This is a genomic window from Pseudomonas sp. AC229, from assembly GCF_979254655.1.
This window is the reverse complement of the sequence record NZ_CEEDHK010000020.1, coordinates 1-23,157: the sequence shown is the minus strand read 5'-3', so window position 1 is coordinate 23,157 and position 23,157 is coordinate 1. Positions and strand designations below refer to the sequence as shown.

20 protein-coding genes are annotated in these 23,157 nt (G+C 60.3%); 10 read left to right on the top strand and 10 right to left on the bottom strand.

Annotated elements, in window-relative coordinates; all coding sequences use genetic code 11:
- Window positions 1–319 precede the first annotated feature (319 nt).
- Window positions 320–1,516 (top strand): phage major capsid protein, encoded by a 1,197-nt coding sequence (locus tag AC0IW7_RS22955; protein ID WP_471821076.1) that lies wholly within the window; start codon window positions 320–322, stop codon window positions 1,514–1,516.
- 606 nt (window positions 1,517–2,122) lie between these two features.
- Here AC0IW7_RS22955 and AC0IW7_RS22950 read toward each other — a convergent pair.
- Window positions 2,123–2,797: a thiopurine S-methyltransferase gene (locus AC0IW7_RS22950; RefSeq protein ID WP_471821075.1), complete on the bottom strand. Its 675-nt coding sequence runs from the start codon at window positions 2,795–2,797 to the stop codon at window positions 2,123–2,125.
- Window positions 2,798–2,896: 99 nt separating this feature from the next.
- On the opposite strand from AC0IW7_RS22950, the gene AC0IW7_RS22945 reads away from it, so the two are divergent.
- A complete protein-coding gene (locus tag AC0IW7_RS22945) occupies window positions 2,897–3,667 on the top strand; it encodes a DODA-type extradiol aromatic ring-opening family dioxygenase (protein ID WP_471821073.1) in 771 nt (256 codons plus the stop codon).
- Between the two features lie 117 nt (window positions 3,668–3,784).
- Here AC0IW7_RS22945 and AC0IW7_RS22940 read toward each other — a convergent pair whose 3' ends face one another.
- The 6 genes from AC0IW7_RS22940 to kdgD form a co-directional block, all read right to left on the bottom strand.
- Entirely contained in the window at window positions 3,785–4,723 is a 939-nt protein-coding gene (locus tag AC0IW7_RS22940; protein ID WP_471821071.1) for a 2-hydroxyacid dehydrogenase, read from the bottom strand.
- A 111-nt stretch (window positions 4,724–4,834) separates the two neighbouring features.
- Entirely contained in the window at window positions 4,835–6,388 is a 1,554-nt protein-coding gene (gene garD / locus AC0IW7_RS22935) for a galactarate dehydratase (protein ID WP_122495570.1), read from the bottom strand.
- Window positions 6,389–6,400: 12 nt separating this feature from the next.
- Complete coding sequence (locus tag AC0IW7_RS22930; RefSeq protein WP_463382915.1) at window positions 6,401–7,804, bottom strand: MFS transporter; 1,404 nt, start codon at window positions 7,802–7,804, stop codon at window positions 6,401–6,403.
- A complete protein-coding gene (gene gudD / locus AC0IW7_RS22925) occupies window positions 7,805–9,160 on the bottom strand; it encodes a glucarate dehydratase (protein WP_471821069.1) in 1,356 nt (451 codons plus the stop codon).
- 132 nt (window positions 9,161–9,292) lie between these two features.
- Window positions 9,293–10,738 carry an aldehyde dehydrogenase family protein gene (locus tag AC0IW7_RS22920; RefSeq protein ID WP_471821068.1) on the bottom strand — a complete coding sequence of 482 codons (1,446 nt, stop codon included), beginning with the start codon at window positions 10,736–10,738 and terminating at the stop codon, window positions 9,293–9,295.
- A 64-nt stretch (window positions 10,739–10,802) separates the two neighbouring features.
- Window positions 10,803–11,714, bottom strand: coding sequence for a 5-dehydro-4-deoxyglucarate dehydratase (gene kdgD / locus AC0IW7_RS22915; RefSeq protein WP_122495564.1), 912 nt, complete (start codon window positions 11,712–11,714; stop codon window positions 10,803–10,805).
- Window positions 11,715–12,190: 476 nt separating this feature from the next.
- On the opposite strand from kdgD, the gene AC0IW7_RS22910 reads away from it, so the two are divergent.
- From AC0IW7_RS22910 to AC0IW7_RS22885, 6 genes are all read left to right on the top strand, one after another.
- On the top strand, window positions 12,191–13,006 hold the full coding sequence (locus AC0IW7_RS22910) for an NAD-dependent epimerase/dehydratase family protein (RefSeq protein ID WP_471821067.1): 816 nt from the start codon (window positions 12,191–12,193) through the stop codon (window positions 13,004–13,006).
- A gap of 60 nt (window positions 13,007–13,066) precedes the next feature.
- On the top strand, window positions 13,067–13,954 hold the full coding sequence (locus tag AC0IW7_RS22905; RefSeq protein WP_471821065.1) for a glucurono-1,5-lactonase: 888 nt from the start codon (window positions 13,067–13,069) through the stop codon (window positions 13,952–13,954).
- Window positions 13,955–14,028: 74 nt separating this feature from the next.
- The gene (locus AC0IW7_RS22900; RefSeq protein ID WP_463382917.1) at window positions 14,029–15,009 is read left to right on the top strand and encodes a TRAP transporter substrate-binding protein; all 981 of its coding nucleotides are present in this window, start codon (window positions 14,029–14,031) and stop codon (window positions 15,007–15,009) included.
- A gap of 140 nt (window positions 15,010–15,149) precedes the next feature.
- On the top strand, window positions 15,150–15,674 hold the full coding sequence (locus AC0IW7_RS22895; protein WP_463382918.1) for a TRAP transporter small permease: 525 nt from the start codon (window positions 15,150–15,152) through the stop codon (window positions 15,672–15,674).
- Window positions 15,674–16,954, top strand: coding sequence for a TRAP transporter large permease (locus tag AC0IW7_RS22890; RefSeq protein WP_471821062.1), 1,281 nt, complete (start codon window positions 15,674–15,676; stop codon window positions 16,952–16,954). Before AC0IW7_RS22895 ends, AC0IW7_RS22890 begins: the two co-directional genes overlap by 1 nt.
- 229 nt (window positions 16,955–17,183) lie before the next feature.
- Complete coding sequence (locus AC0IW7_RS22885; RefSeq protein ID WP_471821060.1) at window positions 17,184–18,104, top strand: EamA family transporter; 921 nt, start codon at window positions 17,184–17,186, stop codon at window positions 18,102–18,104.
- A gap of 6 nt (window positions 18,105–18,110) precedes the next feature.
- Here the strand turns inward: AC0IW7_RS22885 and AC0IW7_RS22880 are convergent, their stop codons facing one another.
- Window positions 18,111–18,860, bottom strand: coding sequence for a FadR/GntR family transcriptional regulator (locus AC0IW7_RS22880; RefSeq protein ID WP_463382921.1), 750 nt, complete (start codon window positions 18,858–18,860; stop codon window positions 18,111–18,113).
- A 146-nt stretch (window positions 18,861–19,006) separates the two neighbouring features.
- Here AC0IW7_RS22880 and AC0IW7_RS22875 point away from each other — a divergent pair, with 146 nt between their 5' ends.
- Window positions 19,007–19,873 (top strand): aldose 1-epimerase, encoded by an 867-nt coding sequence (locus AC0IW7_RS22875; RefSeq protein ID WP_471821059.1) that lies wholly within the window; start codon window positions 19,007–19,009, stop codon window positions 19,871–19,873.
- A gap of 148 nt (window positions 19,874–20,021) precedes the next feature.
- On the opposite strand, the gene AC0IW7_RS22870 is transcribed toward AC0IW7_RS22875, so the two are convergent.
- Window positions 20,022–20,783: an SDR family oxidoreductase gene (locus tag AC0IW7_RS22870; RefSeq protein WP_463382923.1), complete on the bottom strand. Its 762-nt coding sequence runs from the start codon at window positions 20,781–20,783 to the stop codon at window positions 20,022–20,024.
- A gap of 234 nt (window positions 20,784–21,017) precedes the next feature.
- Between AC0IW7_RS22870 and AC0IW7_RS22865 the strand changes: the two genes are divergently transcribed.
- Entirely contained in the window at window positions 21,018–22,022 is a 1,005-nt protein-coding gene (locus AC0IW7_RS22865; RefSeq protein WP_471821058.1) for an NADP-dependent oxidoreductase, read from the top strand.
- A gap of 96 nt (window positions 22,023–22,118) precedes the next feature.
- Here AC0IW7_RS22865 and AC0IW7_RS22860 read toward each other — a convergent pair.
- Window positions 22,119–23,157 (bottom strand): hypothetical protein (locus tag AC0IW7_RS22860; protein ID WP_471821056.1); only part of this gene is annotated, 1,039 nt, incomplete at its 5' end.

Sequence of the window (23,157 nt, the reverse complement as noted above, 5' to 3'; positions counted from 1 at the left end):
TCTACGGTCGAGCGGAGTTTCTAAATCTCAATCCATACGGATTGTAGGAAAGCTGTCCGACAACACGTTGCGAAAAATTTTGCCGTGGCATGCGAATGTTTGGATTTCAATCCAGCTTTTTTGGATTAAAGTAACCGGGTCGGGGCGCCGTATCGGCCCCGTCGCGAAAACTCTTGAAACTGTGTCGGCGCGAGGCCAGACGCAGAATTTAGAGGCCAGTTCCGGAGTGAGTCCGGCGGGACGCGAAAGCAAGCAAAAGCGCTCAAGGCACCGCATTCGCAGTGTCAGCGCGTCCCCAAATCGGAACTGAGGAAATACCATGCATAACGCTATGAGCAACTCTGCTCGCAATTCCCTGCAAACTAAAAATCGCTCTTTTAACGAAGAAGATTTAACGACGGTTTTAAAGTCGCTGGATGATCGAGACAAAGAAATTAGGGAATTCGCCGAGCAGGCCAAAAAAAGCATTCTAGGCGTTCAAGATCGGCTTCTAGAGCTGGAACAGAAAGGTGCTCGGCGCGGCCGTTCGGGTGGTGGTAGTGGTGAAGATGCCGTTGGCAAGATGGCCGACACATTCACCAAATCCACACAGTTCGAAATGCTTAAGTCCGGTGCGCCGACTACTGGTCGAGTGACAGTTGAGGGTGTCGGCATCAAGGCTCTAACAAACTTAGGGCAAGGCGTCACGGGTTCGACTGGCTTTGGCGCTGCACCCCAGCGCCACACCGGCTTGTTCAACGACCCTCGGCGTGACCTCTCCTTGCTGGACTATCTTCCATCGCTTCCGGCAACTTCTAGTTCGTTCGAATATGTCCAGTTGAAGGACTACGACAACAATGCCACCGAGCAGGAAGAAGAAGGCCAACCCAAAGCAGAATCCGGTATTGATACCGAACTTGAAACGGCGAATATCGCGACGGTGGCGCACTGGGTGCGTGCATCTAAACAGGTGCTCGACGATGCCCCTGCTCTTGGCCAGCAGATTGGTGGGCTATTGAACTATGGGTTGCTGGAAAAACTTGAGGCGCGGCTCGTCGCGGGTGTGGGTGGAAAGGGGAAAATCAAAGGCCTGCTTGGATATGCTGTCGCGCACACAGTGGTGGGTGACCTGGCTCCTGTAGATGCTATTGGTCAAGCTGTTACAGCGATGAAAACCAGCGGATGGCAGGCGCGTTTGATTGTGATGAATCCGAACGATTGGTTCGAGATTTCCAGCGAGCGCGACGCAGATGGTCAGTACGTCCTTGGCTCTCCTCGTGACCCGGCGCCGCCTGTTCTCTGGGGTGTTCCGGTGGTAACGAGTGGCTCACTGCCTGCGGGCAAAGTCCTGCTGCTTGACACCACCCAGGTTGCGCTGCTGGATCGTGAGCAGCCCACTTTGATGGCTAGCGCAGAGGATGGCACCAACTTCACCAGTAACCTGGTTACGCTGCTCGCAGAGCTGCGGGCGGGGTTGGCGGTGTTCTCGCTGGGTGCCGTGCGGTCGGTAGATATTACCCCGGCTTCGGGCGGCTAATACCGATACGCGATGCAGAAGAGCCCGCCTCCTAGGCGGGCTTTTTATTGCCCGGCGGAACACGGAACACGACAAAGATGCCCCCCGCAAGGAAGTAGGTCGTATGTGTTCTTACTCCTAACCCTTTGTTATTTATAGACTTATAGCCACAAAGAACACAAAGAACACAAAGAACACAAAGAACACGTAAATAATGCGTGTAGATTAACTACCGCCCCGCTCCCCCGCTTGAAGCGATGCCGTCAGCGGCGAAAGTCTGCCGGGGTCGGATTTGGGAATTCTGCGCCTTTGGGGGTGGGTGGGTCCAAACTCCCGACCCTTAAGGCTCCGAACGACGGGGGGAGCCATGTTTCACGCACGGGGTGATTTGCATGTAGGGGGGGGTCAGCAGAATTAACCGTGTATGCTCCCGTGTATGCCAGATGACAATTCAATTATTTAAATCAAGCTAATTCATATACTTACAGAACAGGTTAGACGAAAGGTCGTGGAGCCAAATTCAAAGCCTCGGTTTAACCGGGGCTTTTTTATGGGTGGTACAAAAGATCAAAAGCATCGCGGCTAAAGCCGCTCCCACAGTAAAAGCACGCTCCTGTGGGAGCGGCTTCAGCCGCGATGCTCTAAGCGGCGCCGCAAGCGATACACCCGCTCATCCATCCGACTTAACCCGCGCTGCAAAAACTTCCAGTTCTCTTCGGCCTGCAAGCCGTTTTCGATGTGCAGCAGCTGCGGCTGCCAATCGCCAAGCAAATTCAGCACCTCTTCATCCGGCACCGAAAACGGCGGGCCGTCCATTTGGCGTTGTTCGTAGTCGAGGCTAACGAGCAGTCCCTGGCAGCCACTCGGCACGATGCGGGTCAGGTGCTGCGCATAGGCTTCGCGCATAGCCGCTGGGAAGGCGATCAAGGCGGCGCGGTCGTACAGGGCGGTGCAGTCGCGCACGTCTTCGGCGGTCAGGGCGAAGATGTCCCCGCACCAGAGTTCAAGGTTGCCGGCCTGATAAATACGAAACGCGCCCTGCTCGCGCACTTGCGGTTGCAGCTGCTGCTCGCTGAAGAAGTCTTGCACCGCCTGCTCGACCAGTTCCACGCCGAGTACCCGCAAGCCCTGCCCCGCCAGCCACATCAGGTCCAGACTTTTGCCACACAGCGGCACCAACACCTGCGCGCCGGCCGCTACGTTCAGCTGCGGCCAGTACTGCTGCAAGTACGGGTTGGCCGTGGCGGCGTGGAAGCCAATCTGGTTGTTTTGCCAGCGTCGTAGCCAGAAGTCGGGCTGCATGGATTGCCTCGCTTTTTCGATCAAAGTGCTCGAAATTTTATACTGGTTTTCGATAGATCCAAGCTCGAAGATGCGCCCATGTTTATCGAGGACTCAACCATGTCGTTGCCCAGTCTGTTTATCTCCCACGGCTCGCCCATGCTCGCGCTGGAGCCCGGCGCCAGCGGGCCGGCGTTGGCACGGCTGGCGGCTGAGTTGCCGCGCCCGAAGGCGATTCTGGTGGTGTCGGCGCACTGGGAAACCAATCAGTTGCTGGTTAATAGCAATCCCCAGCCGGACACCTGGCACGACTTCGGCGGCTTCCCGCCTGAGCTGTATGCCGTGCAGTACCCGGCGCCTGGCGCGCCGGATATCGCCGAAGCCGCCCTGAATTTATTGCTGGCCGCCGACCTGCCGGCCCAGCTGGATGCCACCCGCGTGCTCGACCACGGCGTCTGGGTGCCGCTGTTGTTGATGTACCCCAACGCCGATATTCCGGTGGCGCAGGTATCCATCCCTACCCGCCTCGGCCCAGCGTTTCAGCACAAGGTTGGCCGCGCGCTGGCGAGCTTGCGCGAGCAAGGCGTGCTGCTGATTGGCTCGGGCAGCATCACCCACAATCTGGGCGAACTGAATTGGCGTGCCGGCCCGGAGGTGATCGAGCCGTGGGCTAAAGCGTTTCGCGACTGGATGGTGGAGCGCCTCGCAGCCGACGACGAAGCGGCCCTGCTGGATTACCGCAGCCAGGCGCCGTTTGCGGTGCGCAGTCATCCACGCGACGAACACTTGCTGCCGCTGTACTTCGCCCGTGGCGCCGGCGGTGCGTTCAGCATCGCGCACCAGGGCTTCAGCCTCGGCGCGCTGGGCATGGACATCTACCGCTTCGATTAATCGCCCGGCCATAAAAAAGGTGCGCTCGTGGCGCACCTGGGGGTGAAGCGAACAGCTCTATGGGAAACGCACCCTCGCTTGTGACGGGGGCGCGGTTGGCGGGCGAACCCGCGAACATCACAGCGGCGTCAGCAACTCGCCGCGCTCAGCAAAGGCCTGCAAGTTGGCCAGCACCAATTCTTCCATCTGCAAACGGGTTTCCTCCGTGGCGCTGCCAACATGGGGCAGCAACATGACGTTATCCATCTCCAGCAACGCCGCCGGCACCTTGGGCTCGGCTTCGAACACGTCCAGCCCTGCCCCGCCCAGCGTGCCGTTTTGCAACGCCGTCACCAGCGCCTGCTCGTCAATCACCGAACCCCGGGCGACGTTGATGACGATGCCTTTCGGCCCTAACGCCTCCAGCACCTGTGCGTTGACGATATGGTGCGTCGCCGCCCCGCCTACGCAGGTGAGCACCAGAAAGTCGGCCCAGCGCGCCAACTCCACCAAGCTGGCTTCGTAGGCGTAGGGGCTGTCTTTGAGTGGCGAGCGGTTGTGGTAACGCACGTCCATGTCGAACCCACTGGCGCGCTTGACCACTACTTGGCCGATGCGCCCCAAGCCGACAATACCCAAGCGCTTGCCACTCACCCGACGGGCCAAGGGGAAGTTGCCCTTCAGCCAACCGCCGGCGCGCAAGAAGCGCTCGGACGCGGCGAGTTTGCGCGAGGTGTCGATGATCAGGCCCATGGCCAAATCGGCCACGCAATCGTTGAGTACATGCGGCGTGGTGCTGATGGCGATGCCACGGTCGCGGGCAGCGTCGACAGCAATCGAGTCGTAGCCAACGCCGAAGCTGCAGATGGCTTTCAGGTTGGGCAAGGCCGCAAGCTGCTCAGCGGAGCAGCCGAAGCGGGCCGAAGTGGCGAGCAGTTCGAACTCGGCGCCGTGGCGTTGTAGAAACGCCTTGGGGTCGGCTTGTTGCCACAGCGCGGTGACGTCGAAGCGCTCGGCGAGGTTGTGCTGGAAACGCTCGGTCAGCGGGCCGACCTGGAGAACCTTTTGGGTGGTCATGCGTGCTCCTGGCAGATGTTCTTTTTCAGGAATCGAGGCTGAAGCCTCTCCCACACAGATCGCGTCTCCTGTGGGAGAGGCTTTAGCCTCGATGCTTTAAACCGCCGGCTCTCAGGTAATCGGCGCCGGGTTGAACAGGGTAATGTCGTTGTGCAGTTTGTGCTGCTCGGCCCAGGTTTTTTTCTTGCCGCTGGCGACATCCAGGTAGTAGTGGAACAACTCCCAGCCCAACTCTTCGATACTCGCCCGGCCCGTGGCGATGCGGCCGGCGTCGATGTCGATGAGGTCGGGCCAGCGCTGGGCCAGTTCGGTGCGGGTCGATACCTTTACTACCGGCGCCATGGCCAAGCCGTACGGCGTACCCCGGCCGGTGGTGAACACGTGCAGGTTCATGCCGGCGGCCAATTGCAGCGTGCCGCAGACGAAGTCACTGGCTGGCGTCGCGCAAAAGATCAGGCCTTTTTTCTCGAAGCGCTCGCCTGGGCCAAGCACGCCGTTGATGGCGCTGTTGCCGGATTTGACGATGGAGCCCAAGGACTTCTCAACGATGTTCGACAGCCCGCCTTTCTTGTTGCCCGGCGTGGTGTTGGCGCTGCGGTCGGCTTCGCCTTTGGCCAGGTAGCGGTCGTACCAGTCCATTTCGCGCACCAGTTCTTGCGCCACTTCCTTGGTTTGCGCCCGCGAGGTGAGCAGGTAGATGGCGTCACGCACTTCGGTGACTTCCGAGAACATTACCGTGGCGCCGGCACGCAGCAGCAGGTCGCTGGCGTAGCCCAACGCGGGGTTGGCGGTGATGCCGGAAAAGGCGTCGCTGCCGCCGCATTGCATGCCCAGAATCAGCTCGGAGGCCGGCACGGTTTCGCGGCGGCGCTGGTCGAGTTTTTTCAGGCGCACTTCGGCCAGGTCCATGATCTGTTCGATCATTTCGGTGAAGCCGTGGCTGGAGTCCTGCAGGCGGTAGAGCCACGGTTCGCTGAGGTCTACCGAGGGGTCGTTTTCCTGCATCACCTGCCCGGCTTGCAGCTTTTCACAGCCCAGGCTGATGACCAGCGCTTCGCCGCCCAGGTTGGGGTTGCGCGCCAGGTTGCGCACGGTGCGAATCGGGATGTACGCGTCGGTGGCGGTAATGGCCACGCCGCAGCCGTAGCTGTGGGTCAGCGCCACGACATCGTCGACGTTCGGGTACTTGGGCAGCAGCTCGTCCTTGATGCGTTTCACCGCGTGGTCAAGCACGCCGGTGACGCACTGCACGGTGGTGGTGATGCCGAGAATATTGCGCGTGCCCACGGTGCCATCGGCGTTGCGGTAGCCCTCGAAGGTGTAGCCCTCAAGTGGCGCCGCCTGCGCCGGCACTTCGGTGGACAGCGGCAAGCTGTCCAGAGGCGGCGCGGTGGGCATGCGCAGTTGGTCTTCCTGTACCCAACTGCCACGGGGGATCGGCTTCAAGGCGTAACCGATGGTTTGCCCGTAGCGAATGATGCGCCCGCCTTCGGGAATATCTTCAAGGGTGATCTTATGGCTTTGCGGCACGCGCTCGAGGGTGGTCAGGCCATCGGCGAAGGTGGTGCCTGCTGGCACCCCTTGGTCGTTGACGACGATCACCACGTTATCCAGCTCGTGCAAACGGATGTAGCGCGGCGAGTCGGAATGTTCAATTAACTGCATGACACTCGCTCCTCAGGAGTGGGCTGGTGTGAGTTCTGCGCTGCGTTGAGCGCCGCCGCTGGTAGGCGGCTCTTTGAGTTCAACGCGCTGAATCTTGCCAACGATGACCAGGTAGCTGAACACCGCCAACACGGCATTGGCACCGACGAACACCAGGGCCCATTTGAACGAGCCGGTAGCGGCAATGATGTAGCCGATGACGATGGGCGTGGTGATCGAGGCGATGTTGCCGAAGGTGTTGAACAGGCCACCCGACAAGCCGGCTATCTGTTTCGGCGAGGTGTCGGCCACCACGGCCCAACCCAATGCGCCGATGCCTTTGCCGAAGAACGCCAGGGTCATAAACCCTACCACCATCCAGTCGGCATCGACGTAGTTGCAGAACACCATGGTGGTCGACAAGGTCAGGCCGCAGACGATGGGCAGCTTACGGGCGAAGGTCAGCGAATGGCCTTTGCGCAGCAGGTAGTCGGAGATCAAACCGCCGAGCACGCCACCGATAAAGCCGCAGATGGCCGGCAGGCTGGCGATAAAGCCGGCTTTGAGAATGGTCATGCCGCGTTCCTGCACCAGGTACACCGGGAACCAGGTGAGGAAGAAGTAGGTAATGGCGTTGATGCAGTACTGGCTCAGGTATACGCCGAGCAACATGCGGTTGGTCAGCAGCTGGCGAATGTAGTCCCAGCGCGGGCCATCGTTTTTGCGGGTCTGGTCCATGTCGACCAGGCCGCCGTTGCTTTCGATGTGATCGATTTCCGCCTGGTTGATGCGCGGGTGTTCCTTGGGGTTGTAGATGGTCTTCATCCAGATGCCGGAGAAGATGATGCCCAGCACGCCCATGACCACGAACACGTGCTCCCAGCCCATGGCGTGCACGATCCAGCCCATGATCGGCGCGAACAAGGCGGTGGCGAAGTATTGCGCCGAGTTGAAGATCGCCGAGGCCGTGCCGCGTTCGGCGGTGGGGAACCAGGCCGCCACAATGCGCGCGTTACCAGGGAACGACGGCGCTTCGGCAAAGCCAACCATAAAGCGCAGCACGAACAAGGTGGTCACTGCCCAGGCCACCGGCAACCCGCCGACGAAGCCTTGCAGTAAGGTGAACAACGACCAGATGAAAATGCCAGCCGCATAGACTTTTTTCGAGCCGAAACGGTCGAGCAACCAGCCACCGGGAATCTGCCCGAGCACATAGGCCCAGCCAAAGGCGGAGAAGATAAAACCGAGGGTGACGGCGTCAATGCCGAGGTCTTTCTGCAAGCTGGAGCCGGCGATGGAAATAGTCGCGCGGTCGGCATAGTTGATGGTGGTGACCAGAAACAGCATCAGCAGAATCAGGTAACGCACGCGAGTCGGTTTGGTGTCATGCATGGCAAGTTGCTCCCACGTTTTTTTGTTTTCGAGCGAGGCGCGCAATCAGCGCACCAGGCAAGGTCGCTTGTTATCAAAGGTCCAGTTGGGAATCAGGAACTGCATGGCCACGGCATCGTCGCGGGCGTTCAAGCCCATGCCCTGATACAGCTCGTTGGCTTTGGCCAGCGCGTCCCAATCCAGCTCGACACCCAGGCCCGGCGTCTTCGGCACCTGCACCAGACCGCCTTCGATTTTCAGCGGGTTGCGGGTCAGGTGCTGGCCGTCCTGCCAGATCCAGTGGGTGTCGATGGCGGTGACTTTGCCCGGCGCGGCGGCGGCCACGTGGGTGAACATCGCCAGGGAAATATCGAAGTGGTTGTTGGAGTGCGAACCCCAGGTCAGGCCCCAGTCGTTGCACATCTGCGCCACGCGCACGGAACCTTGCATGGTCCAGAAATGCGGGTCGGCCAGCGGGATGTCGACCGATTGCAATTGAATGCAGTGGCCCATCTGGCGCCAGTCGGTGGCGATCATATTGGTGGCGGTGAGCAGGCCGGTTTCGCGGCGGAACTCGGCCATTACTTCACGACCGGAGAAACCGTTTTCGGCGCCGCACGGGTCTTCGGCATAGGCCAGCACGCCGTGCAGATCACGGCACAGGCTGACCGCCTCTTCCAGCGACCAGCCGCCGTTGGGGTCCAGGGTGATGCGAGCATCGGGAAAGCGCTCGGCCAGGGCACGAATCGCTTCCACTTCGGCCGCGCCGGTTTGCACGCCGCCTTTGAGTTTGAAGTCGTTAAAGCCATAGCGCGCATGGGCGGCTTCGGCTTGACGGACGATGCTTTCGGGGTCGAGCGCGGGCTGGTTGCGCACGCGAAACCAGGCGTCGTCGGCGTCGTCTTCGCTGCGGTAGCCGAGGTCGGTTTTGTTGCGGTCGGCGATGTAGAACAGGTAGCCGAGCATTTCCACCGCATCGCGCTGCTGGCCTTCGCCGAGCAGTGCCGCCACGGGCACGCCGAGGAACTGGCCGAGCAAGTCCAGCAGTGCCGACTCCAGTGCGGTAACGGCGTGAATGGTGATGCGCAGGTCGAAGGTCTGCAGGCCGCGGCCGCCGCTGTCACGGTCGGCGAAGGTCTGGCGAACCTGGTTGAGCAAACCGTTGAAGTTGCCGATGGACTGCCCCAGCAACAGGCTGCGGGCATCTTCCAGGGTCTGGCGAATGCGTTCGCCGCCCGGCACTTCGCCAACGCCAACATGGCCAGCGCTGTCTTTGAGAATGAGGATGTTGCGGGTAAAGAACGGACCGTGGGCGCCGCTCAGGTTGAGCAGCATGCTGTCGTGGCCGGCAACCGGAACCACTTGCAGCTCGGTAATTACGGGCGCGCTGGCGATCGCCTGCGCTGGGCTTGCTGTGCTCATAACCGTTTCCCTATTTATTTTTATGCGGGGACTGGCTGAATTTCGTGTGTATCGGGCGAACGCGTCGCCTGGTTCGCGAGCGAGCTCGCTCCTACAAAAGACGGAGCAGCATGCACTGCCCCGTCTTCGGGGTTAGCCGATGTAGGTGGTTTTAACGGTGGTGTAGAACTCGGCCGCGTAACGACCTTGCTCGCGCGAACCGTATGACGAGCCTTTACGGCCGCCGAACGGAACGTGGTAATCCACGCCAGCGGTAGGCAGGTTGATCATCACCATGCCGGCCTGGGCGTGACGTTTGAAGTGGTTGGCGTACTTCAGCGAGGTGGTGGCGATACCGGCCGACAAACCGAATTCGGTGTCGTTGGCCATCGCCAGTGCTGCTTCGTAATCCGCCACTTTCACCACGTTGGCCACTGGGCCAAAGATTTCTTCGCGGCTGATGCGCATCTCGGCCGAGCTGTCGGCAAACAGCGTTGGCGCCAGGAAGTAGCCTTCGGTGTCGCAGGTAACCAGGCCGCCGCCAGTCACCAGACGGGCGCCCTCTTCCTGACCGATGCCGATGTACTTCATGTCTTGGTCGAGTTGGGCCTGGGAAACCACCGGGCCGATGTCGGTGCCGGCTTTCAGGGCGTGACCGACTTTGATCGACTTCATGCGCTCGGCCATGGCCTCGACGAATTTGTCGTGAATGCCGGCGGTAACGATCAAGCGGCTCGACGCGGTGCAACGCTGGCCGGTGGAATAGAAGGCGCTTTGAACCGCCAGCTCCACGGCCACTTTGAGGTCGGCGTCATCAAGGATGATTTGCGGGTTTTTGCCGCCCATCTCCAGCTGCACTTTGGCGCCACGGGCCACGCACTGAGCCGCAATGTTACGGCCCACGCCCACGGAACCTGTGAAGCTGATGCCGTCCACTTTAGTGTTCTGCACGATGGTTTCGCCGACCACACGGCCAGCGCCCATCACCAGGTTGAACACGCCAGCCGGGAAGCCGGCGCGCGAAATGATTTCGGCAATCGCCCAGGCGCAGCCCGGAACCAGATCGGCGGGCTTGAGCACCACGCAGTTGCCGTAGGCCAACGCCGGCGCCACTTTCCAGGCCGGAATGGCGATGGGGAAGTTCCACGGGGTGATCAGGCCAACCACGCCCAGCGGCTCGCGGGTGACTTCTACCGATACGCCGGGGCGTACCGAGGCCAGCACTTCGCCGGCCTGACGCAGGCATTCGCCGGCGAAGAATTTGAAGATGTTGCCAGCGCGGGTCACTTCGCCGATGGCTTCGGGCAGGGTCTTGCCCTCTTCACGGGCCAACAACGTGCCGAGCTCTTCACGACGGGCAAGAATTTCGCTGCCGACTTTATCCAGCGAATCGCTGCGCGCTTGAATGCCGGAAATCGACCAGGCCGGGAACGCGGCGCGGGCCGCTTCGATGGCTTCGTTTACCTGGGCGGCATCGGCCTGGGCGTATTCGCCGATCACATCGGCAAGGTCAGACGGGTTGACGTTTTTCGAGTAGCTGGCACCGGCCACCCATTGGCCGCCGATGTAGTTGTCGAAACGCTGTTGTTGATTGGCCACGAGGAAAGCCTCCTTTAAAGAAACGGCAGCCGCTGGAGAGCGGCTGGCTGTTTTTGAACCCGACTTATTGCGGGCCTTGGGCGTGGATCAGAGCGGCGAGTTGTTCGTACTCGTCTTTGCTCAGGTCGGTCAGCGGTGCGCGAACCGGGCCGGCGTCGTAACCGGAAATCTTCGCACCGGCTTTGACGATGCTCACGGCATAACCGGCGCGCTTGTTGCGGATGTCGAGGTACGGCAGGAAGAAGTCGTCGATGATCTTGCCGACGGTTTCGTGATCGTCACGGGCGATGGCGTGGTAGAAATCCATGGCCGTTTTCGGGATGAAGTTGAACACCGCCGAGGAATAAACCGGTACGCCCAGTGCTTTATAAGCAGCGGCATACACTTCTGCGGTCGGCAGGCCGCCGAGGTAGCTGAAGCGGTCGCCAAGGCGACGACGGATCGAGACCATCAGTTCGATGTCGCCCAGGCCGTCTTTGTAGCCGATCAGGTTCGGGCAGCGCTCGGCCAGTTGCTCCAGCAGTGCTGGCGTCAGGCGGCAGACGTTACGGTTGTAAACCACCACGCCGATTTTTACCGACTTGCACACTTGCTCAACGTGCAGGGCCACGCCGTCTTGGCTGGCTTCGGTCAGGTAGTGCGGCAGCAACAGCAGACCTTTGGCGCCCAGGCGCTCAGCTTCTTGCGCCATCTCGATGGCTTGGCGAGTCGGGCCACCGACGCCAGCCAGAATCGGCACGCTGCCGGCGCAGGTGTCTACTGCGGTTTTGATAACGGAGGAATATTCGCGGTTGGTCAGCGAGAAGAACTCGCCGGTACCACCTGCTGCGAACAAGGCCGACGCACCGTATGGCCCGAGCCATTCCAGGCGACGGATATAGGATTCGGGGTTGAAATCGCCAGCCGCGTCGAAGTCAGTCACTGGGAAAGACAGCAGGCCGGAAGAGAGGATGGACTTCAGTTCTTGTGGATTCATTATTCGAACACCCTGTAAAGCGCGTAGTGGATTAACGCGTGGCAGACCGATTGCCCTGATGCAAAACGAAAACAACGGGATCAATCGCAAACGCAGAGTTACGTTATCGTACAACTGTTGAGACTGTCATCCTCTTTTCTTAGCCGCTCATCTACGACTATAGGCGTACTGGTGTAGGAAACGTTCGCTGCCTTAGCCTAGAAAGGCGCCCTCTACTCGGCTATAGCCATTGACCTAGAAGGGTTACTACCAAAGGCGCGTGACTCGCCGGTCGCTTTTTCGGGTGAGCGTTTGTGTAGTCTAACGAGCAACCGAGGTGAGGAATTTTCTACCTAAGTCGCGTTGACAAACTTTGCGGGGGCTGTTGATAATCGAGCCCAAGTCATACGACAACCGATAACAGCGCACCTCCCCTGGGTCTGTTATCCGAACGAAAAAACCCATAAAAACAAACACAAGAATTTCAGGGACCAGTCATGACCACTCCAACTCCCTTCAATCGCCTTCTACTCACCGGTGCCGCTGGCGGCCTGGGCAAAGTGCTGCGCGAAACCCTGCGTCCTTACACCAAGGTGCTGCGCCTTTCCGACATCGCCGACATGGCCCCGGCCGCTGGCGAGCATGAAGAAGTGCAGCGCTGCGACCTCGCCGACAAACAAGCCGTGCACGATCTGGTTGAAGGCGTCGATGCCATTCTGCATTTCGGCGGTGTGTCGGTTGAGCGGCCGTTCGAAGAAATTCTCGGCCCGAACATTTGCGGCGTGTTCCACATCTATGAAGCCGCTCGCCGCCATGGCGTGAAGCGCGTGATCTTCGCCAGCTCGAACCACGTGATCGGCTTCTATAAGCAAGACGAGAAGCTCGACGCCGCCTCCCCTCGCCGCCCGGACAGCTACTACGGTTTGTCCAAATCCTACGGCGAAGACATGGCCAGCTTTTACTTCGATCGCTACGGCATCGAAACCGTGAGCATCCGCATCGGCTCCTCGTTCCCGGAACCGCAAAACCGCCGAATGATGCACACCTGGCTGAGCTTCAACGACCTCACGCAATTGCTTGAACGCGCGCTGTACACGCCTAACGTCGGCCACACCGTGGTCTACGGCGCCTCGGCCAACGCCACGCAATGGTGGGACAACCGCCTGGCCAGTCACTTGGGCTTTGAGCCCAAAGACAGCTCGGAAGTATTCCGCGCCAAAGTCGAGGCGCAGCCGATGCCGGCCGCTGATGACCCGGCAATGGTTTACCAGGGCGGTGCGTTCGTAGCGGCTGGTCCATTCGGCGACGACTGACCCGCCCTGCTCTACTGCTGTAGCTGTTCTCATAAAAACAACACAAGAGAATGCGCTGTCATGGAAGCTGAACTGATTGTCGACGCCCGCAATGCCACCGGCGAAAGCCCGGTGTGGAGCGTGGCCGAACAAGCCCTGTACTGGGTGGATATTCCCGCCCAACGCCTGCATCGCTGGGCTGCCAGCGATGGCCAGAGCACCAGTTGGCAAGCGCCGGAAATGCTCGCCTGCATTGCCCGCCATGTGGACGGCAGCTGGATTGCCGGCATGCAAAGCGGCCTGTTTCGCCTGAGCGCAAAAGACAACGGCAGCCTCGCCAGCAGCCCGCTCGCGGCGGCCAAACACGCCCACGCCGATATGCGCTTCAACGACGGCCGCTGCGACCGCCAAGGTCGCTTCTGGGCTGGCACCATGTTGCTCGACATGGCAGCCGGTGCACCGGTTGGCGCGTTGTACCGCTACAGCGCCGAGCAGACCGAACCGCTCACTGCCCAGCTCACCGATTTCATCGTGCCGAACGGCCTGGGCTTCAGCCCGGATGGCCGCACCATGTACCTCTCCGATTCGCACCCTAGCGTGCAGAAAATCTGGGCCTTCGATTACGACATCGACAGCGGTACGCCGCATAACCGTCGCCTGTTCGTCGACATGAATCATCACCTGGGCCGCCCCGATGGCGCCGCCGTAGACGCCGACGGCTGCTACTGGATTTGCGGCAACGATGCCGGCCTGGTGCACCGTTTCACCCCCCAGGGAAAGCTCGACCGTTCCCTTGCCGTACCGGTGAAAAAACCGGCCATGTGCGCCTTTGGCGGCGCCGGGCTGGACACCTTGTTCGTCACCTCCATCCGCCCCGGCGGCGACCTCAGCGACCAGCCGTTGGCCGGTGGCGTGTTCGCCCTGCAGCCCGGAGTAAAAGGCCTGGAGGAACCGTTGTTCGCCTGCTGAACAACACCCCTGCGTCCCGATAACAAAGCGTCACCCAAGCCACCCGCAAACAAAAACAAAACCGGAGCTTTACGATGAACTTCAAACGTACCTTGCTGACCGCCGCCCTGCCCCTGGTGTTTTGCCTGTCCAGCAGCGCCCACGCCCTGAACATCAAATTCGCCGAAGTGCACCCGACCGGCTACCCACCTGTCGTGGCTGAGCAAGCCATGGGCAAAAAACTCGAAGAACAATCGGGTGGCGAAATCACCTTCAAAATGTTCGCAGGCGGTGTGTTGGGTTCGGAAAAAGAAGTGGTTGAACAGGTGCAGCTCGGTGCCATTCAGATGACCCGTGTAAGCCTGGGCATCGTCGGCCCGGTTGTGCCGGATGTGAACGTGTTCAACATGCCGTTTATCTTCCGCGACCAGGCGCACATGCGCGCCGTGATCGATGGCCCGGTTGGCCAGGAGATTCTCGACAAGATCACCAACTCCGACTTCAACCTGGTGGCCCTGGCGTGGATGGATGGCGGCACCCGCAACCTCTACACCAAAAAGCCGGTACGCAAGATGGCCGACCTCAAAGGCATGAAAATTCGCGTACAAGGCAACCCGCTGTTTATCGACACCATCAACGCCATGGGCGGTAACGGCATTGCCATGGCCACCGGCGAAATCTTCACCGCCCTGCAAACCGGCGTGATCGACGGTGCAGAAAACAACCCGCCAACCATGCTTGAACACAACCACTACCAGAACGCCAAGTTCTACACCCTCACTGGCCACTTGATTCTGCCGGAGCCGGTAGTGATCTCGAAAACCACCTGGGAAAAGCTTTCCCCCGAGCAGCAAGCCCTGGTGAAAAAACTGGCCCGCGAAGCGCAGTTTGAAGAACGCAAACTGTGGGATGAAAAATCCGCCAGCAGCGAAGCCAAACTGAAAGCGGCCGGCGTGGAATTCATCACCCTGACCGACGCTGAGAAGAAAGAGTTCGTCGACGCCACCGCGCCAGTCCGTGCGCAATACGGCGCGCCGTACGCCGAGCTCATCAAACGCATCGAAGCCGTTAAGTAATCGCGTCCATCTGCAATCCCTGTGGCAGCGGCTTCAGCCGCGATGCTCTTGACCTCAACAGCATCGCGGCTGAAACCGCCCCCACGGTTACCGCAAACAGAAACACTCCCTCACCCTGACAACGCTGCTGGTGAAGTCCCATGAGAAACACGCTGTTGAGCATTAATGACCAGCTGTATCGACTCTGCATCGGCATTGCCGGGCTGTCGATTCTGGTCATGACTTTGATAATTCCCTGGGGCATCTTTGCCCGTTACGTGCTTGGCAGCGGTTCCAGCTGGCCTGAGCCCACCGCCATTCTGTTGATGGTGGTGTTCACCTTTTTCGGCGCCGCCGCCAGCTACCGCGCCGGTGCCCACATGGCTGTGAACATGGCCACCGAGCGCATGCCGCCGGCTGTGCGTCAGGTGTTGTCGGTTGTGGTGCAGCTGCTGATGGCGCTGATCTGCGTCTTCATGATCACCAAAGGCGCCAAGCTTTGCGCCGGCACCTGGAACCAGTTTCTGGGTGAAATGCCCGCATTGCGCGTTGGCATCTCCTACCTGCCGATTCCAATTGGCGGCGTGATCACACTGATTTTTGTCTTGGAAAAACTCTTCCTGGGTGACCAGAGCAAGCGTCGCGTCATGAGCTATGACGTTGAAGAACCGATGGAGGCCAAATAATGGACGCGCTCATACTGCTCGGCAGTTTTGTTGTGCTGATCATGATCGGCATGCCGGTGGCGTACGCCCTGGGTTTGTCAGCGCTTATTGGCGCGTTCTGGATCGATATTCCGTTCGATGCCCTGATGATTCAGGTCGCAGGCGGCGTGAACAAATTCTCCCTGCTGGCCATTCCGTTCTTCGTCTTGGCGGGCGCAATCATGGCCGAGGGCGGCATGTCCCGGCGCCTGGTGGCCCTGGCAGGCGTGTGCGTCGGCTTTGTTCGCGGCGGTCTGTCGCTGGTCAACATCATGGCCTCGACGTTCTTTGGCGCGATCTCTGGCTCGTCGGTTGCCGATACCGCGTCGGTCGGTTCGGTACTGATTCCGGAAATGGAAAAAGCCGGCTATCCGCGCGAATACTCCACTGCCGTAACCGTCAGCGGTTCGGTACAAGCGCTGCTCACTCCGCCCAGCCACAACTCGGTGCTCTACTCGCTGGCCGCCGGTGGTTCGGTATCCATTGCCTCGCTGTTCATTGCCGGTATCGGTCCGGGCCTGCTGCTTAGCGCCGTGATGATGGTGCTTTGCATGGTGTTCGCCCGTAAGCGCAACTACCCGAAAGGCGAAGTGATCCCGCTGCGCCAGGCCATTAAAATTGCCGTTGAAGCGCTGTGGGGTTTGATGGCCATGGTCATCATTCTCGGCGGCATTCTGTCGGGCGTGTTCACCGCGACCGAGTCCGCTGCCATTGCGGTGCTGTGGTCGTTCTTCGTGACCATGTTCATCTACCGCGACTATAAATGGCGCGATCTGCCGAAACTGATGCACCGCGCTGGCCGGACCATTTCCATTGTGATGATCCTCATCGGCTTCGCCGCCAGCTTCGGTTACATCCTCACGCTGATGGAAATTCCGACCAAAATCACCACCGCGTTCCTGACCCTGTCGGACAACCGTTACGTCATCCTCATGTGCATCAACGTGATGCTGCTGATGCTGGGCACCGTAATGGACATGGCGCCGCTGATCCTGATCCTCACCCCGATTCTGCTGCCTGTGGTAACCGGTATCGGCGTCGACCCGGTGCACTTCGGCATGATCATGCTGGTGAACCTGGGGATCGGCTTGATTACGCCGCCGGTGGGCGCGGTGCTGTTTGTGGGCGCCGCGGTGGGCAAGGTGTCCATCGAGTCGACCGTGAAAGCGCTGCTGCCGTTCTACGCCGCACTGTTCGCCGTACTGATGGCAGTCACGTACATCCCAGCGATCAGCCTCTGGCTGCCAAGCGTGGTGTTGTAAGAAACCGATCTCCTGATCGTCGGCCAGGCGGCGTTGCGTCCTCGCTTTTAATGCTCACGTACTGCAGTACGCTGCGCTTAAAAGCTGCGGGGCGCCTTGCCTGGCCTTAGCTCAGGAAATCTCGAATGCAGCAGTTTCGCTAACGTTTTTGGGCGCCACGCGCCCTTTGTTTTAAGCAGCATTGGCCGCACCCGTTTTCTTAGGTGCGGCCTTTTTTATAAGGATGGTCATGCCTAGCTCCGCCCTCTTCCCCCGCCATATCGCCGTGTTGATTCTGGCCTTGCTGGCCAGCAGCTTCGCCGGCAACCACATCGCCGCGCGCATCGCCTTCGATCACGACACCGGTCTGTTGTTGGCAATTCTCTGTCGCTCGGGCGTGACCACGTTGGTGCTGGCCGGATTGGTGTGGTGGCGGCGTGATTCGTTGCAGCTGCCGGCCGGCACCTGGCCGTGGCAGTTGGTGTTGGGGCTGTTGATCGCCACTCAGAGCTTTTGTGTGTATTCGACCGTGGCGCGTATTCCGGTGGCGCTGGCGCTGCTGATCGTCAATATCGCGCCCATTCTGTTAGTGCTGCTGACCTGGGCACTGGGCGGCGCACGGCCGACGCCACGGGCCATGTTGCTGATGGGCGTAATTCTGTTTGGCCTGGTGTTCGCGCTGGATGTGCCTTCGCGGCTCAACGGCGTTGACGACGGTATCGAGTGGGTCGAAGGCGTGCTGTTCGGTATTGGCGCGGCCATGGTGTTTGCCGTGGCGCTGTGGATTACCGACCACAAACTCGCCGGCCTGGTCGGCACCGTGCGCAGCATGTTGACCATGCTCATCGTGTTTTCCAGCGTGGCCATTGCCGGCGTCAGCGGCGTGATGCCAGGCGGCCTCGGCTTGCCCTCGGCGCCGACCGGCTGGGTCGCGCTGGCGTGTTTGGTAGTCCTCTATGGCGTGGCGTTTTCCACGCTGTTCATCTGCATGACGCGCCTGGACATGGCGCGAAACGCGCCGGTGATGAACGTCGAACCGGTGGCCAGCCTGGTGTTCGGCTGGCTGATTCTGGGGCAGTTGCTCAGCCCCGGACAGATCATCGGCGGGCTGATTGTGGTCAGTGGCATTGTGCTGCTGACCTACCGGCGCAGCGGTCCGCGCCGTGTCTGAGGCCGGTTATTCCTGGCCGGCTTGGGCGGCTTCGTGGGCCTGACGCAGCCGTTCGCGGCTGTTGGTCAGGTGCAAGCGCACAGCAGCGCGAGCTGCATCGGAATCCTGGCGGGCAATGGCTTCGAAAATCTGCTCGTGTTCACGTTCAAGCCGGGCCATGTAATGGCGCTGATCATCATGGGCCAGGCGCGCCGAATTGATCCGGGTCCGCGGAATGATGCTGGTACCCAGGTGGCTCATGATGTCGGTGAAATAGCGGTTGCCGGTGGCTTCGGCAATCAGCAGGTGAAACTGGAAATCCGAGGCCACCGCATCGCCCGAATGGGCCGCGCTTTCGCGCAAGGCATCCAGCACTTCACGCATGGCTTGCAGCTGCGCCGCGGTACGACGCTGCGCCGCCAGGCCAGCGGACTCCACTTCCAGGCTGATACGAAATTCGAGAATGGCCAACACGTCGCGCAGGGTGACGATGGTCGCCGGGTCGATGCGAAAACCGCTGGGGCTTGGGGTGTCGAGCACAAAGGTGCCGATGCCGTGACGGGTTTCCACCAGACCCGAGGCCTGCAGACGCGACAAGGCTTCGCGCACCACGGTCCGGCTAACGCCCTGCGCTTCCATGATGGCCGACTCGGTGGGCAGTTTCTCACCCCGCTTGATCAAGCCATCGCGAATCTGCTGCGACAACTCGGTCACCAACTCTTGAGCGAGGCTGCGATGCTTGCGGCGCACACGTGGCTGGGGGCTTGGGATTTCCATGTCGACGGTCTTTCTCGGCTAACGGGCAGGCGGCCATCATATCCCAGCGGTTGTACGATGACACCCCTGCAAATGCGGCAAATCTGCGGCATAACGACACCAATGCGCACAGCGACGTGCGCCCTTCCCTACAGGCTGATGACCCCATGAATGCTAGCGATTTCGTCAGTATCGAAGACGCCCTCACCCGCCTCACCGTAGCCCCTTCCATTGGCGGCAGCCTGGTGGTCTGGAAGCGCCTGAGCGATCAGCTCGATTTGCTGCGCCCATGCCCGCCGGATATCGAAGGTCCACGGCAACTAGGCTGCTACCCACTGGCGCCTTGGTCCAACCGCATCAGCAACGGCGGCTTCGATTGCCCCCAAGGCTGGCTTTCGCTGGAACCCAACGCCGCCAACGATCCCCTACCCATCCACGGCAGCGCCTGGCAGCAAGCGTGGCAGGTGGTGGAACACGGTCCATCGAACCTGGTGCTGCGGCTGGACAGCAGCGTGCCGTTCGCCTACCGCGCCGAACAACATATTCGCCTGAACAACGGACGCCTAAGCATTCAGCTTCACGTTACTCACCTGGCCGAACAGCCGTGCTGGCATGGCCTGGGCTTGCATCCGTATCTACCGCGCACGGCGGGCACGCGCTTACAGATTCATGCAGACCAGGTATGGCTGTGTGATGAAGGACGGTTGCCGACCGAACTGACTGAGCTGCCGCCAGCGTGGAATTTCCGCGACGGCGCCTCGCTACCGAACGAGCTGGTGGATAACGGCTTTACCGGCTGGGATGGTCGCGCGTTGATCAGCCAGGCGGATGCCGGCTATGAACTGGAAATGCAGGCGACGGGCAGCGAATTCTTTCTGCTGTTTTGCCCGGTCGATAAACCGTTCTTTTGCGTTGAGCCGGTGAGCCATCCGGTGAACGCGCACCACCTGCCAGGGCGGCCAGGGTTGCGGTTGTTGGCGCAGGGGGAGTCGTGCGAGTTGGGGTTTAGCCTTCAGTATCGGGCGCTGGCTTAGGCCGGCCACCGGACACGTTGTAGGAGCGAGCTTGCTCGCGAAGCTTTCAAACATCACAAGCTTCGCGAGCAAGCTCGCTCCTACGGGATTGGCGGTCATTCGCGGTCATTCGCGAGCGCGGCTTTCGCCGCGATGAATCAAACCCCAATCAAATGGCAGTCGACCCACCATCCACCGCCAACGAGTGGCCCGTGGTAAACGCGGCGTTGTCGCTGCACAGGTACATCACCGCGGCGGCAATTTCCTCAACCTTGCCGATACGGCCGACCGGGTGCATGGCGGCGACGAAGTTGGCTTTGGTTGGATCAGCCTCGTGGGCACGGCGGTACATGTCAGTGTCGATCACGGCCGGGCACACGGCGTTCACGCGAATTTTCTTCTTCGCATATTCGATCGCTGCCGATTTGGTCAGGCCGATAACGGCGTGTTTGGACGCCGCGTAAATGCTCATCTTCGGCGCGGCGCCAAGGCCAGCCACCGACGCGGTATTGACGATCGCGCCGCCACCTTGCGCCATGATCAACGGCAGTTCGTACTTCATGCACAGCCACACGCCTTTGACGTTGACGCCCATGATCGCGTCGAACTCGGCTTCGTTGCCTTCAGCCACGCGGCCTTTTTCGATCTCGATGCCGGCGTTGTTGAACGCGTAATCCAAACGGCCATATGCCTCGACCACACCGGCCATCAGCGCTTGTACTTCCGCGTCTTTGGTTACGTCGCAGCGGATAAACGTGGCGTCGCCGCCGGCCTCGCGAATCAACTGCACCGTGCCTTCGCCGCCCGCCACGTCCACATCCGACACCACTACTTTCAGGCCTTCGGCCGCGTAAGCCTGCGCTGTGGCTCGGCCAATGCCGTTGGCACCGCCGGTGACCAGAGCAACCTGGCCGGAGAAAGTCATGCCCATTCCCTTATCCCTCTTTAGTGGTATCGAATTGTTCTGGCTGGCAAGTCTAGCCAGCCCCACGCGCCGCGCGTCAGCACTATTTAAGGCCGCGAGTAGCCGTAATCCAGCGCAGTGATAAAGCGCGGCGGCCGACCATTTAGCAGATGGATAAGCCTGCATTCCGCGAACGATCAAACCTTGCCCTTGGGCCGTCGGAGGTCTATCACCACTGTTTCCCTGCCACGAGTGAATGCCATGACCACCCAACTCAATCGCCAATTCCTGCTCGCCCAACGTCCCGTGGGCCTGCCGAGCCGCGACACGTTCAGCTATGTGGAAAACGCAGTCGGCGAGCCCGGCCCTGGTCAGATTCTGGTGAAAAACGAATACCTGTCTCTGGACCCGGCCATGCGCGGCTGGATGAACGACGCCAAGTCGTACATTCCGCCGGTGGGCATTGGCGAAGTGATGCGCGCGCTGGGCGTGGGCAAAGTGATCGCCTCGCAAAACGACAAATTCCCGGTCGGCACTTACGTAAACGGCGCACTGGGTGTGCAGGACTATTTCCTCGGCGAGCCCAAAGGCTTCTATCCGGTAGACCCTAACCGCGCGCCCCTGCCGCTGTATCTCTCGGCGTTGGGCATGACCGGCATGACCGCCTACTTCGCGTTCCTGGATGTCGGTCAGCCAAAAGAAGGCGACACCGTGGTCATTTCCGGCGCGGCCGGTGCGGTGGGTAGCGTGGTCGGCCAGATCGCCAAGATCAAAGGCTGCCGCGTGGTCGGCATCGCGGGCGGTGCCGAGAAGTGCAAGCTGCTCATAGACGAGCTCGGTTTTGACGGCGTCATCGACTACAAAAACGAAGACCTGCACGCGGGCCTGAAACGTGAATGCCCGAAAGGCGTCGATGTGTATTTCGATAACGTCGGCGGCGAAATTCTTGACGCCGTGCTCACCCGCATCGCGCCAAAAGCACGCATCGTCATCTGTGGTGCCATCAGCCAGTACAACAACAAAGAAAACGTAAAAGGCCCGGCCAATTACCTGTCGCTGCTGGTCAACCGTGCACGTATGGAAGGCTTCGTGGTCATGGACTACGCCAGCCAGTTCGCCGACGCCGCCAAGGAAATGGGCGGCTGGATGGCAGCCGGCAAGTTGAAGAGTAAGGAAGACATCGTCGACGGTCTGGAAACATTCCCCGAGACCCTGTTGAAGCTGTTCAGCGGTGAGAACTTCGGCAAGCTGGTGTTGAAGGTTTAATAAAACCTGCGTTAAAAAAAGGCCGTTCCCTTGTGGGGAACGGCCTTTTTTATTGCCTCCGTTCAGCGTTCGGAGTTACCACCTGCTCGACTGGCTTTATTGCGGACGCTTTTGCACAGGTGTTTTTGCTGCCTCCTTCGTCACCGCATCTCTGCCGGTTTGCGCGCCCCCACGATTCGGCCACGCACCTCGCTGCGCTTTAACGACGCGTGCAGGGGTCAGATAACCGTCCTCATCTCTGGCAATCGCCCTGGCGGAGCGAGCGTCGTCGTAATCGGCAAAGGGGTTTCCAAGCGCGCCCACATCAACATAAACATCCTTCGCTTTCAGGTAGCCATCGTCATCCTTAGCGATAGCCCTGGCGCTGCGCGCGTCGTCGTAGTCAGCTTTTGCGGCGTTTCGCCGAGCATTTTTTCTATCAACAGCAACGCTCTTGGCGGTCAGGTAACCATCTGCGCCTGCTGCAATGGGTTTGCTTCCAGGCGCATCGGCATAATCCGGGCGGGGGATCGTGCGCGCAGGTTCATCTCGATTGGTACGCTCACCCGGCACGACTTGATAACCCTCGGCGTCGGTCTCGCTGGGTGCCAGGTTTAGCTCGTCGATAGTGGCGTAGATTCTGTCCAGTTCCGCACTGCCATACGAATTGTCCACCACATCCTTCGCCCGCAAATAACCATCCGCGTCCGCTGCAATAGGCCGCATGCTCCACGCATCGTCATAGTCAACGTCTGGCGTGTGGCGTCCCGTTGCGTCTATATCCACATACCTATCGGATGCTTTCAGATACCCATCGGCACCTACTTCGATGTTGCCGAAAAGCGGCGCGTCAATGGTGTCGTAGAGGCCGTCGCGGTTCGCGCCAATGCCGACAGCGTCTACCACATCCTTCGAATAGAGGTAACCGTCATCACCGGTGCGGATTGGCTTGGAGCTGGTCGCGTCGTTATAGATGGGCGTCTTTTTCGGATTCCAAACCTGCTCCCCGATCACATATACATCGTCCGGACGCAGGTAGCCATCTGCGCCTTCCCTGATTGGGCGAGCCCCGGGTTCGGTGATCGTGTCGTAGGCGCTGTCGCGGTTCAGGCCGGCGCCTGCCACATCCTTCGAATAGAGGTAACCGTCATCACCG

Bases quoted from the DNA above. Each gene is read 5' to 3' on its own strand.
- AC0IW7_RS22865 (WP_471821058.1), top strand. From the start codon at position 21,018: ATGACCACCCAACTCAATCGCCAATTCCTGCTCGCCCAACGTCCCGTG.
- gudD (WP_471821069.1), bottom strand. From the start codon at position 9,160: ATGAGCACAGCAAGCCCAGCGCAGGCGATCGCCAGCGCGCCCGTAATT.
- kdgD (WP_122495564.1), bottom strand. From the start codon at position 11,714: ATGAATCCACAAGAACTGAAGTCCATCCTCTCTTCCGGCCTGCTGTCT.
- AC0IW7_RS22955 (WP_471821076.1), top strand. From the start codon at position 320: ATGCATAACGCTATGAGCAACTCTGCTCGCAATTCCCTGCAAACTAAA.
- AC0IW7_RS22940 (WP_471821071.1), bottom strand. From the start codon at position 4,723: ATGACCACCCAAAAGGTTCTCCAGGTCGGCCCGCTGACCGAGCGTTTC.
- AC0IW7_RS22905 (WP_471821065.1), top strand. From the start codon at position 13,067: ATGGAAGCTGAACTGATTGTCGACGCCCGCAATGCCACCGGCGAAAGC.
- garD (WP_122495570.1), bottom strand. From the start codon at position 6,388: ATGCAGTTAATTGAACATTCCGACTCGCCGCGCTACATCCGTTTGCAC.
- AC0IW7_RS22895 (WP_463382918.1), top strand. From the start codon at position 15,150: ATGAGAAACACGCTGTTGAGCATTAATGACCAGCTGTATCGACTCTGC.
- AC0IW7_RS22885 (WP_471821060.1), top strand. From the start codon at position 17,184: ATGCCTAGCTCCGCCCTCTTCCCCCGCCATATCGCCGTGTTGATTCTG.
- AC0IW7_RS22890 (WP_471821062.1), top strand. From the start codon at position 15,674: ATGGACGCGCTCATACTGCTCGGCAGTTTTGTTGTGCTGATCATGATC.
- AC0IW7_RS22900 (WP_463382917.1), top strand. From the start codon at position 14,029: ATGAACTTCAAACGTACCTTGCTGACCGCCGCCCTGCCCCTGGTGTTT.
- AC0IW7_RS22870 (WP_463382923.1), bottom strand. From the start codon at position 20,783: ATGGGCATGACTTTCTCCGGCCAGGTTGCTCTGGTCACCGGCGGTGCC.
- AC0IW7_RS22875 (WP_471821059.1), top strand. From the start codon at position 19,007: ATGAATGCTAGCGATTTCGTCAGTATCGAAGACGCCCTCACCCGCCTC.
- AC0IW7_RS22950 (WP_471821075.1), bottom strand. From the start codon at position 2,797: ATGCAGCCCGACTTCTGGCTACGACGCTGGCAAAACAACCAGATTGGC.
- AC0IW7_RS22910 (WP_471821067.1), top strand. From the start codon at position 12,191: ATGACCACTCCAACTCCCTTCAATCGCCTTCTACTCACCGGTGCCGCT.
- AC0IW7_RS22880 (WP_463382921.1), bottom strand. From the start codon at position 18,860: ATGGAAATCCCAAGCCCCCAGCCACGTGTGCGCCGCAAGCATCGCAGC.
- AC0IW7_RS22945 (WP_471821073.1), top strand. From the start codon at position 2,897: ATGTCGTTGCCCAGTCTGTTTATCTCCCACGGCTCGCCCATGCTCGCG.